Source organism: Kitasatospora nipponensis (assembly GCF_039528135.1).
GTDB classification, from domain to species: domain Bacteria; phylum Actinomycetota; class Actinomycetes; order Streptomycetales; family Streptomycetaceae; genus Kitasatospora; species Kitasatospora nipponensis.
Map to the genome: position 1 here is coordinate 28,363 of NZ_BAAALF010000022.1, position 13,685 is coordinate 42,047.

15 protein-coding genes and 1 tRNA gene are annotated in these 13,685 nt (G+C 72.4%); 8 read left to right on the plus strand and 8 right to left on the minus strand.

Annotation, left to right across the window (positions count from 1 at the left end):
- Nucleotides 1–12: 12 nt before the first annotated feature.
- From ABD323_RS09425 to sp36, 5 genes are all read right to left on the minus strand, one after another.
- Complete coding sequence (locus ABD323_RS09425; protein WP_344440802.1) at nucleotides 13–834, minus strand: MBL fold metallo-hydrolase; 822 nt, start codon at nucleotides 832–834, stop codon at nucleotides 13–15.
- An 8-nt stretch (nucleotides 835–842) separates the two neighbouring features.
- Nucleotides 843–1,058, minus strand: a complete 216-nt coding sequence (locus ABD323_RS09430) for a hypothetical protein (RefSeq protein ID WP_344440803.1) — start codon at nucleotides 1,056–1,058, stop codon at nucleotides 843–845.
- Nucleotides 1,045–1,914 (minus strand): NUDIX hydrolase, encoded by an 870-nt coding sequence (locus tag ABD323_RS09435; protein ID WP_344440831.1) that lies wholly within the window; start codon nucleotides 1,912–1,914, stop codon nucleotides 1,045–1,047. The genes ABD323_RS09430 and ABD323_RS09435 overlap by 14 nt, the downstream gene beginning before the upstream one ends.
- 139 nt (nucleotides 1,915–2,053) lie before the next feature.
- Entirely contained in the window at nucleotides 2,054–2,518 is a 465-nt protein-coding gene (locus tag ABD323_RS09440) for a RidA family protein (RefSeq protein WP_344440804.1), read from the minus strand.
- Nucleotides 2,518–2,676 (minus strand): Sp36 family protein, encoded by a 159-nt coding sequence (gene sp36 / locus ABD323_RS09445; protein ID WP_100889483.1) that lies wholly within the window; start codon nucleotides 2,674–2,676, stop codon nucleotides 2,518–2,520. The genes ABD323_RS09440 and sp36 overlap by 1 nt, the downstream gene beginning before the upstream one ends.
- A gap of 154 nt (nucleotides 2,677–2,830) precedes the next feature.
- On the opposite strand from sp36, the gene bagA reads away from it, so the two are divergent.
- Nucleotides 2,831–3,958, plus strand: a complete 1,128-nt coding sequence (gene bagA, locus ABD323_RS09450; RefSeq protein ID WP_425555925.1) for an ATPase BagA — start codon at nucleotides 2,831–2,833, stop codon at nucleotides 3,956–3,958.
- Nucleotides 3,955–5,160 (plus strand): ATPase BagB, encoded by a 1,206-nt coding sequence (gene bagB, locus ABD323_RS09455; protein WP_344440805.1) that lies wholly within the window; start codon nucleotides 3,955–3,957, stop codon nucleotides 5,158–5,160. The genes bagA and bagB overlap by 4 nt, the downstream gene beginning before the upstream one ends.
- Nucleotides 5,161–5,275: 115 nt before the next feature.
- Here the strand turns inward: bagB and ABD323_RS09460 are convergent, their stop codons facing one another.
- Nucleotides 5,276–5,599, minus strand: coding sequence for a WhiB family transcriptional regulator (locus ABD323_RS09460; RefSeq protein ID WP_101380974.1), 324 nt, complete (start codon nucleotides 5,597–5,599; stop codon nucleotides 5,276–5,278).
- Between the two features lie 424 nt (nucleotides 5,600–6,023).
- On the opposite strand from ABD323_RS09460, the gene ABD323_RS09465 reads away from it, so the two are divergent.
- Complete coding sequence (locus ABD323_RS09465) at nucleotides 6,024–8,339, plus strand: transglycosylase domain-containing protein (protein ID WP_344440806.1); 2,316 nt, start codon at nucleotides 6,024–6,026, stop codon at nucleotides 8,337–8,339.
- Nucleotides 8,340–8,484: 145 nt separating this feature from the next.
- Here ABD323_RS09465 and ABD323_RS09470 read toward each other — a convergent pair whose 3' ends face one another.
- Nucleotides 8,485–8,946: a GatB/YqeY domain-containing protein gene (locus ABD323_RS09470; protein WP_344440807.1), complete on the minus strand. Its 462-nt coding sequence runs from the start codon at nucleotides 8,944–8,946 to the stop codon at nucleotides 8,485–8,487.
- A 121-nt stretch (nucleotides 8,947–9,067) separates the two neighbouring features.
- Between ABD323_RS09470 and ABD323_RS09475 the strand changes: the two genes are divergently transcribed.
- Both ABD323_RS09475 and ABD323_RS09480 read left to right on the plus strand, forming a co-directional pair.
- Nucleotides 9,068–10,012 carry a metallophosphoesterase gene (locus tag ABD323_RS09475; protein WP_344440808.1) on the plus strand — a complete coding sequence of 315 codons (945 nt, stop codon included), beginning with the start codon at nucleotides 9,068–9,070 and terminating at the stop codon, nucleotides 10,010–10,012.
- 76 nt (nucleotides 10,013–10,088) lie between these two features.
- Nucleotides 10,089–10,162 (plus strand) — tRNA-Pro (locus tag ABD323_RS09480).
- A 103-nt stretch (nucleotides 10,163–10,265) separates the two neighbouring features.
- On the opposite strand, the gene ABD323_RS09485 is transcribed toward ABD323_RS09480, so the two are convergent.
- Nucleotides 10,266–11,573: a hypothetical protein gene (locus ABD323_RS09485; RefSeq protein ID WP_344440809.1), complete on the minus strand. Its 1,308-nt coding sequence runs from the start codon at nucleotides 11,571–11,573 to the stop codon at nucleotides 10,266–10,268.
- 313 nt (nucleotides 11,574–11,886) lie between these two features.
- Here ABD323_RS09485 and ABD323_RS09490 point away from each other — a divergent pair, with 313 nt between their 5' ends.
- From ABD323_RS09490 to ABD323_RS09500, 3 genes are all read left to right on the plus strand, one after another.
- Nucleotides 11,887–12,654 (plus strand): DUF6159 family protein, encoded by a 768-nt coding sequence (locus ABD323_RS09490; RefSeq protein ID WP_344440810.1) that lies wholly within the window; start codon nucleotides 11,887–11,889, stop codon nucleotides 12,652–12,654.
- Between the two features lie 105 nt (nucleotides 12,655–12,759).
- Entirely contained in the window at nucleotides 12,760–13,323 is a 564-nt protein-coding gene (locus tag ABD323_RS09495) for a TetR/AcrR family transcriptional regulator (RefSeq protein ID WP_344440811.1), read from the plus strand.
- On the plus strand, nucleotides 13,320–13,667 hold the full coding sequence (locus tag ABD323_RS09500; RefSeq protein WP_344440812.1) for a nuclear transport factor 2 family protein: 348 nt from the start codon (nucleotides 13,320–13,322) through the stop codon (nucleotides 13,665–13,667). The genes ABD323_RS09495 and ABD323_RS09500 overlap by 4 nt, the downstream gene beginning before the upstream one ends.
- Nucleotides 13,668–13,685 lie beyond the last annotated feature (18 nt).

The following is a 13,685-nucleotide window of genomic DNA, read 5'->3' on the forward strand; positions in this document are numbered from 1 at the left end:
ACGGACTCCTCGTCAGATGAGTCCGTGGTCCTCGAGGTAGCGCAGCTGGGCCAGCACCGAGAGCTCGGCAGCCGGCCAGAGCGCCCGGTCCACGTCCGCGTAGACCCGCGCGACCACCTGCTCGGCCGTGCGGTAGCCGGCCTCCACCGCCGTCTCCACCTGCGCGAGCCGCGCCGCGCGGTGCGCCAGGTAGTACTCCACCGTGCCGAGCGCGTCCGCCAGCACCGGTCCGTGGCCCGGCAGCACGGTGCGCACCCCGTGCTCGGCGGCCAGCGAGCGCAGCCGGCGCAGCGAGTCGAGGTAGTCGCCGAGCACCCCGTCCGGGTGCGCGACCATCGTGGTGCCCCGGCCGAGCACGGTGTCGCCGGTCAGGATCGCGCCGTCGGCCGGCAGGTGGAAGGTGAGCGAGTCCGCGGTGTGCCCGGGCGTGGCCACCACCCGCAGCTCCAGCCCGCCGACCTCCAGCACCTGACCGCCGTGCAGCCCCTCCTCGCCCAGCCGCAGCGCCGGGTCCAGCGCGCGCACCCGGGTGCCGGTCAGTTCGGCGAACCGGGCGGCGCCCGCGGCGTGGTCGTGGTGGCCGTGGGTCAGCAGGGTGAGCGCGATCCGCCGGCCCTGGCTCTCGGCGGCGTCGATCACCGCGCGCAGGTGCCCCTCGTCCAGCGGACCGGGGTCGACCACCACGGCCAGCTCCGAGCCGGGCTCGGCCAGCAGCCAGGTGTTGGTGCCGTCCAGGGTCATCGGGGACGGGTTGGGGGCGAGCACGCAGAACGCGCGCGGGCCGGCGGCCCCGCCGACGGTGTCGGCGGGGTCCCCGGGCAGCAGACCGGTCACCGTGGTCCTCAGGGAGTGTGGGGCGGGAGGGGTTCGAGCCGGCCGCCCTCGGCGAGCCGGCCCAGCGGGCGCGCCCCCAGGGTGCGGACCAGGGCGCGCGGCGGGCGCAGGTTCAGCACCGCCGGGCCGTCGCAGGCCAGGGTGCGCGCCGGCGAGCGGCGGGCGCCCAGGCTGCGGCTGGGGAACTCACGCACGGTGCGGCGAGCCACGTCATTGTGGATCATCGGCAGGGGGTCCTTCCTCGGGAAAGTGGCCGTCGATGGTCAGCTCCTCATACCCCGACCATCGGACGGTCATTCGATCACCCGTCAGCTCGGCCTCGCCGAGCACGGGAGTCAGTGTGCGCCCCCGGGACGCCTCCAGCGCCTGGGCCGCGCTGCGCACCGGCCGCAGCTCGCGCAGCACCGAGACGGTCGGCGGCAGCATCCCGTAGCGGCCCTCGGCGTGGCCCCGCACCGCCTCGGCCGGCGTCAGCCAGGCCACCCGGTCCGCCTCGCCGACCTCGCGCGCGGCCCGCTGGCCGGGCGGCATCGCGGCGACGAAGAACCAGGTGTCGTAGCGCCGCTCCTCGAAGGCCGGGGTCACCCAGCGGGCCCAGCCGCCCAGCAGGTCGCTGCGCAGCACCAGCCGGTGCCGGCGCAGGAAGTCGGCGAAGGAGAGCTCGTGCGCCTCCAGGGCGGCCCGCTCGGCGCTCCAGTCCCGGTCCGGCGCGATGGTCGCGGCGTCCGGGCCGGCCAGCAGCACGCCGGCCTCCTCGAAGGTCTCGCGGACCGCCGCGCAGACCACCGCCTGCGCCGTCGCCCGGTCCACCCCCAGCCGCGCCGCCCACTCCTGCGGGCTCGGGCCGGCCCAGTCGGGCGCCGCCTCGGCGTCGCGCGGATCGACCCCGCCACCCGGATAGGCGTACATGCCGGCCGCGAACGCCATCGAGCTGCGCCGGCGCAGCAGGTAGGCCTGCGGACCGTCGCCGTCGCCGGGCGTGTCGCGCAGCAGCACCACGGTCGCGGCCTGCCGGGGCACCGGCACGGTCAGCTCACCGGCGGCCAGCGCCCGGATCCGGGCGGGCCAGCCGGGCGGCATCGTGGGCGCCAGGGCGCCGGGCGCCGCCGCGGGCGGGACCGGGACCGGATCAGGGGATTTCACAGCCATGCCCGGATGCTATGCACCCGGGCACGGCGCTGAGAAGACCCGGCTGGTCATCCGGGCCGTCGACGGCTGCTCAGGCCCGCACGCGGACCTGGATCTCGACCTCGACCGGGGCGTCCAGCGGCAGCACCGCGACGCCCACCGCGCTGCGCGCGTGCACGCCGGCCGCGCCGAGCGCCTGGCCGAGCAGCTCGCTGGCACCGTTGATGACGGCGGGCTGACCGGTGAAGTCGGGGGCGGAGGCGACGAAGCCGACCACCTTGACGACCTGCTCGATCAGGTCCAGGTCACCGATCACCGACTTCACGGCGGCCAGCGCGTTCAGCGCGCAGATCTGCGCCAGCGCCTTGGCCTCCTCGGGGGTGACCTCCGCGCCCACCTTGCCCGAGTTCTGCAGCTTGCCCGCCACCATCGGCAGCTGGCCGGAGGTGAAGACGTGGTCGCCGGAGCGAACCGCCGGGACGTAGGCGGCGACCGGGGCGGCCACCTCCGGCAGGGTCAGGCCCAGCTCGGCCAGCCGGCTCTCGACACCGCTCATCAGTTCTTCTCCCGCTTGAGGTAGGCCACCAGCTGCTCGGGGTTGTTCGGCCCCGGCACGACCTGGACCAGCTCCCAGCCGTCCTCGCCCCAGGTGTCCAGGATCTGCTTGGTGGCGTGCACGAGCAGCGGCACGGTTACGTATTCCCACTTGGTCATGGGGCTGACTCTAGACCGTCCGACGACGGCCCGGTCCGATGTGAGGTGGGACACAAAGCGGCCTCCAATCCGGATCCGCGACCGGATGCTCCCGGCATCGGGAGCGGCCGCTGGTTACGCTCGCGGGAGGCACCCCAGCAGAGGGAGACGGAGCGTGGCAGGAACCCATCGGTCCCTGGACCCGTCCGGCGACACGCCCGGCGGCCCGGACTGGGAGGGCGTGCGGCTGCACGTCGTCAGCGGCAAGGGCGGCACCGGGAAGACCACGGTCGCGGCCGCGCTCGCCCTGGCGCTCGCCGCCGAGGGGCGGCGCACCCTGCTGATCGAGGTGGAGGGCCGGCAGGGGATCGCCGAGCTCTTCGGCCTGGCCGCGCTGCCGTACGAGGAGCGCAAGGTGGCCACCGTCTCGGCCGCCCAGCTGGGCCTGCCCGCCGGCGCGCGGGGCACCGGCAGGGGTGGTGGCGGCAGTGGGGGTGGCAGCGGCGCCGGGGAGCTCTTCGCGCTCGCCATCGACACCGAGCAGGCGCTGCTCGAGTACCTCGACATGTTCTACAAGCTCGGCCGGGCCGGGAAGGCGCTGCAGAAGGTCGGCTTCGTCGACTTCGCCACCACCATCGCGCCCGGCGTGCGCGACGTGCTGCTGACCGGGAAGGCCTGCGAGGCCGCCCGGCGCAAGGGCCCCGACGGGCGCCGGGCGTACGACGCGGTGGTGATGGACGCGCCGCCCACCGGCCGGCTCACCCGGTTCCTGAACGTCAACTCCGAGGTGGCGGGCCTGGCCAGGTTCGGGCCGATACACAGTCAGGCCCAGGCCGTGATGGGCGTGCTGAAGTCGCCGGAGACCGCGGTGCACCTGGTCACCCTGCTGGAGGAGATGCCGGTCCAGGAGACCGTGGACGGCTTCGCCGAACTGCGCGAGGCCAAGCTGCCGACCGGCGGCGTGCTGGTCAACATGGTCCGCCCGCCGGTGCTGGACGAGGCGGCGGTGACCGCCGCCCACGACGACCACCGCGAGGAGATCGCGCTGGCCCTGGTGGAGGCCGGCCTCGGCGGCCGCTCGCGCACCGCGGCCACCCGGCGGGCGGCGGTGGAGCCGCTGCTGGGCCCGCTGCTCGCCCAGGCCCGCGAGCACGCCGAACGGGTCGCGCTGGAGCACGAGCAGCGCGCCGACCTGGCCGCGCTCGCGCGCCCCACCTACGAGCTCCCGCTGCTCAGCGGGGGCGTGGACCTCGGCGGGCTGTACCGACTGGCCGGCGAGCTGAAGAGGCAGGGGGCGGCATGAGCGGGCGCACCGACGCCACGGACGAGCAGGGCGCGAGGGGGCTCGACATCGACCGGCTGATCGACGACCCGGCCACCCGGATCGTGGTGTGCTGCGGCTCCGGCGGGGTCGGCAAGACCACCACGGCGGCCGCGATCGGCCTGCGGGCCGCCGAGCGCGGCCGCCGCACGGTCGTCCTGACCATCGACCCGGCCCGCCGGCTCGCCCAGTCGATGGGCCTGACCGAGCTGGACAACACCCCGCGCCCGGTCAAGGGCGCGGCCGGCCCCGACGGCCCCGGCGAGCTGCACGCCATGATGCTCGACATGAAGCGGACCTTCGACGAGGTCGTGCTGACCCACGCGGACCCCGAGCGGGCCCGGGCGATCCTGGAGAACCCCTTCTACCAGTCGCTCTCCGCGGGCTTCGCCGGCACGCAGGAGTACATGGCGATGGAGAAGCTCGGCCAGCTGCGCGACGCCGGCGAGTGGGACCTGATCGTGGTGGACACCCCGCCCTCGCGCTCGGCGCTGGACTTCCTGGACGCGCCCAACCGGCTCGGCTCGTTCCTGGACGGCCGGCTCATCCGGCTGCTGACCGCCCCCGCCAAGGTCGGCGGGCGCAGCGCGATGAAGTTCCTCAACGTCGGGATGGGCCTGCTCACCGGCACCCTCGGCAAGATCTTCGGCGCCCAGCTGCTGACCGACCTGCAGACCTTCGTGGCCGCGATGGACTCGATGTTCGGGGGCTTCCGCGAGCGGGCCGACCGCACCTACCAGCTGCTCAAGGCGCAGGGCACGGCCTTCCTGGTGGTCGCCGCGCCGGAGCGGGACGCGCTGCGCGAGGCCGCGTACTTCGTGGACCGGCTGGCCGCCGACGAGATGCCGCTGGCCGGCCTGGTCCTCAACCGGGTGCACAGCTCCGGGGCGCCGCAGCTGACCGCCGAGCGGGCGCAGGCGGCGGCGCAGGCGCTGGAGGAGAACGGGGCGGAGCACGAACCGGGTCAGGCGCACGCGGAGGCCCTGGCCGCCGGACTGCTGCGGCTGCACGCCGAGCGGGTCGAGGTGATGGCCCGCGAGCGGCGCACCAGGGACCGTTTCGTGTCGGTCTATCCCGATGTGCCCATGGTCGAGGTCCCGGCCCTGGCGGGCGACGTGCACGATCTGGACGGGCTGCGCCTGATCGGCCATCAGCTCGCGGGGGCTCCGGAGCAGGCCCGGTGACGGCGCGGGCCCGGCGGCGGAGCAGGCACGGCAACCGGACGGACACGGTGACCACGGCCCGCGGCGACAGGGCCGTGCGGTGACGAACGGCCCGGGGCCGGTGGCCCCGGTCGGATCAGCCGGCCTGCGCGTAGTCCGAGAGGATCACGCCGGTCGCCAGCGACTCCTCGTACTCCGTGCGGGCGGTCTCCAGCAGCCGGCGCCAGGAGAGCACCGTCGGACGGCGACGCAGCAGCGCGCGTCGTTCGCGCTCCGTCATCCCGCCCCAGACCCCGAACTCCACCCGGTTGTCGAGTGCGTCCGCCAGGCACTCGGTGCGGACCGGACAGCCGCTGCACACGGCTTTTGCCCGATTCTGCGCCGCCCCCTGGACGAACAACTCGTCCGGATCACTCGTGCGACAGGCGGCCTGCGCACTCCAGTCATCTACCCAGCCCATCCCGGCGCCGTCCTCTCCCGAATCATCGAGGCTCCCCCACGGCGGCAACGGCATATTCACCGTTGCCAGTTGAGGACGTTACGGAAGATTGGCGGTACGCAACAGCCCCTTGGGGTCCAATCTAGAATGACCCAATCGGACTATGGGTGTTGGTTAGATCACTCGTTGGAGTGATCGCAGGTCGTGGGCCTTGCGGGCGTCTCGATCGCCCCTTTCGTGACACAGCGCCACGAAGGACCTGCCCCGAAGGGCCGACACTCGGGGTTGCCGGCCGTGCCAGCTACCTCATACCCCGTCAATTCGGACAACTCTCAACACTCACAAGAGTCTCAGCCCTGTACGGAGCGAAGCTGTCGCAAGCTTGTGACAAGCCTAGGCGAACACCTGCCCTCATGGGCCCGAATGGGCAACGTAGAGTCCTCCTATGGCACCGAAGCGCTCATCAGCAGCCCAGCGCCCCGGCCGACGGCGCACCTCCCCCCTGGAGTTGGCCGGTCACGGGGTGAAGTTCCTGGGCGTCAGCATCCTCTCCGGCGTCCTGCTGGCCGGCCTGGCACTGCCCGCGGTGGGCGCGATCGGGCTCGGCGCCAAGGACGGCGTCGAGAGCTTCGACAGCATCCCCGGCGACTTCAAGACCCCGACCCTCTCGCAGGCGTCGTTCATCTACGACTCCAAGAACAACCTGATCGCCAAGGTCTACGCACGGGACCGCACGATCCTGACCCAGGACCAGATGTCGCCGCTCACCCGCGAGGCCCAGGTCGACATCGAGGACGCCCGGTTCTTCCAGCACGGCGCGATCGACCCCAAGGGCATCCTGCGCGCGATCGGCAAGAACGCCTCCTCCGACAACGCCTCCGAGGGCGCGTCCACGCTGACCCAGCAGTACGTGAAGAACGTCTTCATCGAAGAGGCCGGCGACGACCAGGCGGCCTTCAAGGCGGCGACCGAGAAGAGCCTGGGCCGCAAGATCAAGGAACTGAAGTACGCCATCAAGCTGGAGGAGGAGCTGCCCAAACAGCAGATCCTCACCAACTACCTGAACATCACGTTCTTCGGGCACCAGGCGTACGGCGTCGAGGCGGCCTCGCAGCGCTACTTCGGCAAGAGCAACAAGGACCTCAGCATCGCCGAGGCCGCGACGCTCGCCGGCATCGTGCAGAACCCGAGCGCGTACGACCCGATACTGCACCCCAAGGCCACCCAGACCCGCCGCGACACCGTGATCAACAAGATGCTCGAGGCGAAGCACATCACGCCCGAGCAGGCCAAGGAAGCACTGGCCACCCCGCTCACGCTGAACTACCACGAGCCGCAGAACGGCTGCATCACGGCCGGCAACGGCATGGGCTTCTTCTGCGACTACGTCCGGCACGAGGTGCAGACCGACCCCGCCTTCGGCGCCTCCGCGGCCGACCGCAGCAAGCTGTGGAGCCAGGGCGGCCTGAAGATCTACACCACCATCGACCCGGACAAGCAGGCCGCCGCGAACAAGGCGGTCACCACCAAGGTCTACGTCACCGACACCGTCTCGGCGGCGATGACCATGGTCAAGCCCGGCACCGGTGAGATCCTCGCGATGGCGCAGACCCGGCCCTACGGCCTGGACGACTCCAAGCACCAGACCGTGGTCAACCTCAACGTGGACGCGGCGATGGGCGGCGGCAACGGCTTCCAGCCCGGCTCGACCTTCAAGGCGATCGTGGCCGCGGCCGCGATCGACAGCGGCACCACGCTGGGCCAGGCCTACCCCTCGCCCTCCCACATGCCCTACCCGAGCATGAGCGCGTGCTCCGGGACGTGGAAGAACACCAACCACGACACCGTCGACAACGACAGCCCCAGCGAGGTCGGGCCGTTCCAGATGCCCGAGGCGATGGCCCGCTCCATCAACACCTACTTCGTGCAGCTGGAGCAGGACATCGGCCTGTGCGCGGTCAAGCAGATGGCCAACAAGCTCGGCATCAAGACCAAGGCCAGCGGCGCCCCGCTGCAGGAGGTCCCGGCCATGGCGCTGGGCGTCGAGGAGATGAGCCCGCTCGACATGGCCGGGGTGTACGCCACCTTCGCCTCGCGCGGCATCCACTGCGACCCGGTCGCGATCAGCTCGGTGGTCGGCATCGACGGCAAGAAGCTGGCGGTCCCGCAGGCCAACTGCGGCCCGGCCATGCAGCAGAACACCGCCGACAGCATCAACACCCTGCTCAAGGGCGTGACCGAGAAGGGCGGCACCGGCGCCGCGCTGAGCCTGGACGACGGCCGCGTCATCGCCGGTAAGACCGGTACCACCGACAAGCGCCAGGCCGCCTGGTTCGACGGCTACACCCCCGACCTGGTCGGCGTGGTCTGGCTCGGCGGCCCGCAGGGCAACGTCAAGATGGACCGCAACATCAAGATCGGCGGGCGCGGCTTCCAGAGCGACGACGGCGTCTACGGCGCCACGGGCCCCGGCCCGATCTGGCAGCAGGCGATGAGCGAGGCGGTCAAGGGCACCCCGCAGAACAACTTCACCCTGGTGGACCTGCCCGCCCCGCCGACCCCCAGCCCGTCCCCGAACGCGAGCGGCGACCCGAACAACCCCGCCCCGGGCCAGCCCACCGGGGGCGCCACCAACGCGGGGCTGCTCACCCCGGCCGCCCCGCCGGCGCCCACCTCGCTGCCGATCCCGGCGCCTCCGGGCGGCGTCATCGGCGGCCAGAACCCGGGGCCCGGCCGGCCGAGCCGGCCCAGCCAGCACTGATCACGGGCACCCCGCACGACGCGAAGGCCGCGGCCCCACCACCCGTCCGGGTGGTGGGGCCGCGGCCTTCGCGGTGCGGCCTTCGCGGTGCGGCCTTCGCGGTGCCGCCCCGGCTACCGCTCCCCCCTGCCGCGCGCCCCCACCCCTACTGACCGCTCGTCAGCGCGGCCTTCACCGCGGCGGCCACCCGGCCACCCTCGGCGACGCCGTCCACCTGCGGCCGGACGATCTTCATCACGGCGCCCATCCCCTGCGGCCCGCTCGCCCCGCTCTCGGCCACCGCCGCGGCCACGATCGCGGCCAACTCCTCGTCGGTGAGCTGCTGCGGCAGGTACTCGGCCAGCAGCGCGCCCTCGGCCCGCTCCCGCTCGGCCGACTGGGCCCGGCCGGCCTGCGCGAACGCCTCGGCGGCGTCCCGGCGCTTCTTCGCCTCGCCCTGCAGCACCTGCAGCACCTCGTCGTCGGTGAGCTCGCGCTTCACCTTGCCCGCCACCTCGGCACTGGTGACGGCGGAGAGCGTCAGTCGCAGCGTGGCCGAGCGCAGCTCGTCCCGGGCCCTGATCGCGGCCGTCAGGTCATCCTGCAGCCGCTTCTTCAGCGTTGTCATGCGCCAATCCTCACACCTGGCAGGCCGCACCGCCCGTGATTAACCGTCCCCTTCTTCCTCTCCCCCTCCTCCCCTCCCGGGCCGGTTCACCGAGATCGGCCCGGTCTGCGACGATGGACCGATGCGCAAGCTGTACTCCGTCCCGCTCGCAATCGCCGCCACCGGCGCCGCCGGCCTCGCCTACTCCGCCGGGTACGAGGTCCGCTCCTTCCGGCTGCGCCGGGTGGACGTCCCCGTCCTGCCGCGCGGGGCCAAGCCGGTCCGGGTGCTCCAGGTCTCCGACATCCACATGGTGACCGGCCAGCACAAGAAGCAGCGCTGGCTGCAGAGCCTGGCCGGGCTGCGGCCCGACCTGGTGGTGAACACCGGCGACAACCTCTCCGACCCGCTCGCGGTGCCCGCCACCCTGGACGCGCTCGGCCCGCTGATGGAGTTCCCCGGGGTCTACGTCTTCGGCTCGAACGACTACTACGGCCCCGCCCGCAAGAGCCCGACCCGCTACCTGAAGGCCCTGGCCAGCGGCAACCACGGCCTCAACAACGCCGACGGCACCGGCCGCAAGGGGATCACCGGCGCGATCCACAACCCCTGGGAGAAGCTGCGCGACGGCTTCGACGCGGCCGGCTGGCTCGACCTCACCAACGCCCGCGGCCGCCTGTCCCTGGCCGGCCTGGACGTCGAGTTCACCGGGATCGACGACCCGCACATCCGCCGCGACCGCTACGCCGAGGTCGCCGGCGGCCCCTCCGCCGACGCCGACCTGTCGATCGGCGTGGTGCACGCCCCCTACCTGCGCAGCCTGGACGCCTTCACCGCCGACGGCTACCCGCTGGTCCTGGCCGGGCACACCCACGGCGGCCAGCTCTGCGTCCCCTTCTACGGCGCCCTGGTCACCAACTGCGATCTCGACGCCAAGCGGGTGAAGGGCCTCTCCACCCACCGCGCCGGCGGCCGCCTCGCCCACCTGCACGTCTCGGCCGGCTGCGGCACCAACCGCTACACCCCCGTCCGCTTCGCCTGCCCCCCCGAGGCCACCCTGCTCACCCTGGTGGCCCGCCCCCGATAACCGGATTTCGTCTCCTGACCTGCGTCGGGTAGAGTTCTACTCGTTGCGCCGGACAAAGGAGCAACAACCGCAGGACCGGGGTGTGGCGCAGCTTGGTAGCGCGCTTCGTTCGGGACGAAGAGGCCGTGGGTTCAAATCCCGCCACCCCGACCCAGTAGTACGAGTTCAGGGCCCTATCGGAGAGATCCGGTAGGGCCCTGACTCGTTCTGCGTGACTGACTGCGTGACTGTCCCTCAGGCGGTGGACGGTGGCTCAGCGATCGCCGCCGCCGGGCTCGAGGTCGCCGATCACTCCGAGCCGGATGCCGAGCCACGGATAGGTATGGCTGAAGAACACGTTGTCCTGGGGCTGGAGTCCGACCGCGGAGGGCCACATCTGATACGCGCCGGCGTTGGACACCCCGCCGTGCGCGCGGCGCCAGACCCGTGCGGAGTCGCCGCCGGTCGGGGGCGGCGTGATCGTGTCGGTCCACTCGACCGCGTTGCCGCCCTGGTCGAGGGTGCCCCACGGGGAGGTGGTCCGTGCCTGGCCGACCGTGCTGAGGCTGCCCTGGTAGGCGCTCGCGTAGCTGACGGGATCGAGTCCGAACGGGTTGACGGTGGCGCAGACATCGGGCCGCACCTGGCCGGGGCACCAGCTCGGCGCCGGCTGGCCGGTGGCGTGGTACGAGGCGAGGGGCTGGGTCGCCGCGTTGACGACGTCGCCGGTGCTGGGGTCGAGGACCGTGGGGGCGGGGGCGGTCGCGTCGCCGTCGCCGAAGACTCCGGGATTGGTCGGGTACTTCCAGTAGGAGTAGGTGCCGCCGCCGTTCGGGTCGTAGTAGGCCGCCTTGATCCACTCGTCCTGGCTCGGCACGACGAAGCCGGAGTCATGGGTTCGGGTCGCGTCCGGGCGGGCGAGGTCGTACATCCCGCGCTCGGTCTGTGGCGACAGTTCGACCTGGTAGGTGACGTAGTGGAAGCCCTGGTCGCCGCTGTCCTGCTTGGAGATCAGCCGGCCGTTGTACAGCGCGTTGACGAAGCGCGCGGCCTTCAGGAAGTCCGCGAAACCGTAGGGCTTGTCCGCCCACTGCGGATACGCCACGGAGTAGTGGCAGCCGTCGCCGGCGTCGGCGGAGAAGTCGACCGAGCCGTACTTCGGCCACGCCGACGAGCTCTCGGTCCTGTCGTAGAGACCGTGGGGGTCACGGCCCGTGGGGTCGACCGTGTTCAGGAAGGCCACCCACTGGCCGACCGTGACCTCCAACTGCCCGATCTCGTAGGGGTCCCGGACGGCGCCGACCATCAGGCAGTCGCTCGACGTCGGCGGGGCGTCGGCGCACGTGCGGTAGACGGCGTCCGTGAACGGGACGACACCCACCGCCGGGTTGCCGGGCGCACCGACCTTGGCGGTCGTCACGGTGATGACCGCGCCCCCACCGTGGGCGGCGGGGTCGGGTGCGCGCGACCCGGCGGCAGCGGCACTCGAACCGAGCATCGCGTGCGAGGCGAGCAGCACCGACACTCCGCAGGCGGCCAGGACGGCCCTGCCGAGACGAGTGCGGTGGGAGACGACGTGCATGGGCGACCCTTTCGGCCCTGGCGGCTCGCCCGTGGCCGCAAGCGGCACGGAGCGGCCCGACGATCACAACAGCGGGTCACCACAAGGTACCCGGCTCGTCACTCTCCGCACTCGCGACATGGCGGGACCCGGGCTTCCAGTCCGTCCGCCATTCGTCGCACCGGCCCTGACCGGATGTCAGGACGCCCCGGGAGGAGCCCGGGAGAGGGCCCTCCGGTCACCCGGGGCCGGGGCACCGGCCGCGCGGCGGTTGGCGTAGCCTGCGGCGGACCGGCTGATCAGCCGCGCCGAGGGATCGTCCGGGGGAACCACCATGAGCACCGTCCAGCCCGTTCGTGCGTCCTTCGGGGTCCTGAGGCAGAACCGGCGGCTGCTGGTCTTCCCGCTGGTGACCGCCGCCGCGCTGGCTCTGACCACCGCCGGCGTCGCGGTGCCTCTCTACCTCCTGCACGGGTCCGGGCCCTCGCCGTCCGCCTCGGAGGCGGTCGCCATGGGCGTCTCCTACCTCGCACTGGGGTTCGTGGTGACCTGCTGCAACGCCGCGATGATCTGCGCGGTCCACGACGTGCTGCGCGGCGAACCCGTCCGGTTCGGCGCGAGCTGCCGGCGGGCGATGCGGTACTGGCGGGCACTCCTGATCTGGAGTCTGCTCAGCACGACGGTCCTGCTGCTCGTCCGACAGTTGGAGCGGCTCCCGGTGGTCGGCCCGGTCCTGCGCGAGCTGTTCAGCGCAGGATGGGAGCTGGCCACCTACCTGGCTCTGCCGGCCATGATGGTCGACGGCCTCGGGGTGCTGGAGGCCACCCGCCGGTCCGCGCGGCTGGTCCGCGAGACCTTCACCCGGCAGGTGTTCGGCTCGCTGTGGATAGCGCTGCCCCTGGTCGTCTCGGTGATCGCGGGCTTCATCGCGTTCATGATCGGCGTGGAGTCCGATGACGCCCGGGGCGCCCTGGCCGGGGGGCTGGTCGCGCTCCTGCTGCTGATGTCCGCAGTCCTGGTGGGCACGACGGTCTCCGGGATCTTCCGGACCATGCTCTACCGGGACAGCTCGAGCGCCGCCTCCCGGCAGCCCGCGCACTGATCACGTCGCCTCCCGCCCCCGGTACAGGTGTGCTATTTTTTGTGAGCAGTCGCTCAACTACGGAGGTGCCGGATGGGGCGCAGACAGCTCTGGGACCAGGGGGAGGTGCTGGCGTCGGCCATGCGGCTGTTCCGGTACCGGGGGTATCTGGGGGCCTCGTTGCGGGACATCGAGGAAGCCACGGGATTGCACCCGGGGAGTCTGTACCGGGCTTTCGACAGCAAGGAAGGGCTGTTCCAGGCCGCGTTGGAGGCTTACAACGACCAGGTCGTGCAGGGGCGGGTCCGGGTCCACCTGCTGGAGCCCGCGGATCCCGTGGCGGGGATCCGGTCGTTCTTCACCTCGGCGTTCGAGACCGGTCTCGACCGTGATCCGGGGTGCCTGCTCACCAACACGGCGGTGGAGTCCTTCACCCTGCCGCAGGCCGGGGCGGGGGTGCGCCGGGGGCTGGAGACGATCGAGTCCGGGTTCGCCGACGCCCTGACGCGGGCCCGCGGGCTCGGCCTGCTGGCCGCGGACCTGGAGGTCGAGACCGCGGCCGCCCACCTGCTGGCGCTCTATCAGGGCCTGCTGGTGCTCGTCCGGGCCGGCACGCCGCTCAGCAAACTGCACACCGTCACCGACGGCGCGCTCGCGTCGATCGGCGCCCAGGAAGAGGAACAGCGATGAGTGACTCACAGCAGCTCTGGATGGACTACGCGGCATGCTGGTCGGCCGACGCCGATCAGCGGCTCGCGGCGCTCGGTGCGGTCGCCGTCGACGAGGTCGCCTACCGGGACCCGGGGACGGAGGTCGCCGGCCTGACCGAACTCGCCGCCTACATGGCCGGGTTCGCCGGGGCCTTCCCCGGTCACCGGTTCCGGATCGACGAGGTGCTGGAGCACCACGACCGGTCGCTCGCGCGCTGGACCCAGGTCGGCGAGCAGGGTGAGAGCGCCATGAGCGGCGTGAGCACCGCGCTGCACCGCGACGGCCGGCTCGCCGACATCACCGGGTTCTTCCTGCCCGCGTGAGCCGATCCCGCCCCCCGG

Excerpts from the sequence above, each read along its gene's own strand:
- ABD323_RS09465 (WP_344440806.1), top strand. The coding sequence starts at position 6,024 with ATGGCACCGAAGCGCTCATCAGCAGCCCAGCGCCCCGGCCGACGGCGC.
- ABD323_RS09470 (WP_344440807.1), bottom strand. The coding sequence starts at position 8,946 with ATGACAACGCTGAAGAAGCGGCTGCAGGATGACCTGACGGCCGCGATC.
- ABD323_RS09460 (WP_101380974.1), bottom strand. The coding sequence starts at position 5,599 with ATGGGCTGGGTAGATGACTGGAGTGCGCAGGCCGCCTGTCGCACGAGT.
- ABD323_RS09485 (WP_344440809.1), bottom strand. The coding sequence starts at position 11,573 with ATGCACGTCGTCTCCCACCGCACTCGTCTCGGCAGGGCCGTCCTGGCC.
- ABD323_RS09490 (WP_344440810.1), top strand. The coding sequence starts at position 11,887 with ATGAGCACCGTCCAGCCCGTTCGTGCGTCCTTCGGGGTCCTGAGGCAG.
- ABD323_RS09500 (WP_344440812.1), top strand. The coding sequence starts at position 13,320 with ATGAGTGACTCACAGCAGCTCTGGATGGACTACGCGGCATGCTGGTCG.
- ABD323_RS09435 (WP_344440831.1), bottom strand. The coding sequence starts at position 1,914 with ATGCCGCCCGGCTGGCCCGCCCGGATCCGGGCGCTGGCCGCCGGTGAG.
- ABD323_RS09440 (WP_344440804.1), bottom strand. The coding sequence starts at position 2,518 with ATGAGCGGTGTCGAGAGCCGGCTGGCCGAGCTGGGCCTGACCCTGCCG.
- ABD323_RS09430 (WP_344440803.1), bottom strand. The coding sequence starts at position 1,058 with ATGATCCACAATGACGTGGCTCGCCGCACCGTGCGTGAGTTCCCCAGC.
- bagB (WP_344440805.1), top strand. The coding sequence starts at position 3,955 with ATGAGCGGGCGCACCGACGCCACGGACGAGCAGGGCGCGAGGGGGCTC.
- sp36 (WP_100889483.1), bottom strand. The coding sequence starts at position 2,676 with ATGACCAAGTGGGAATACGTAACCGTGCCGCTGCTCGTGCACGCCACC.
- ABD323_RS09475 (WP_344440808.1), top strand. The coding sequence starts at position 9,068 with ATGCGCAAGCTGTACTCCGTCCCGCTCGCAATCGCCGCCACCGGCGCC.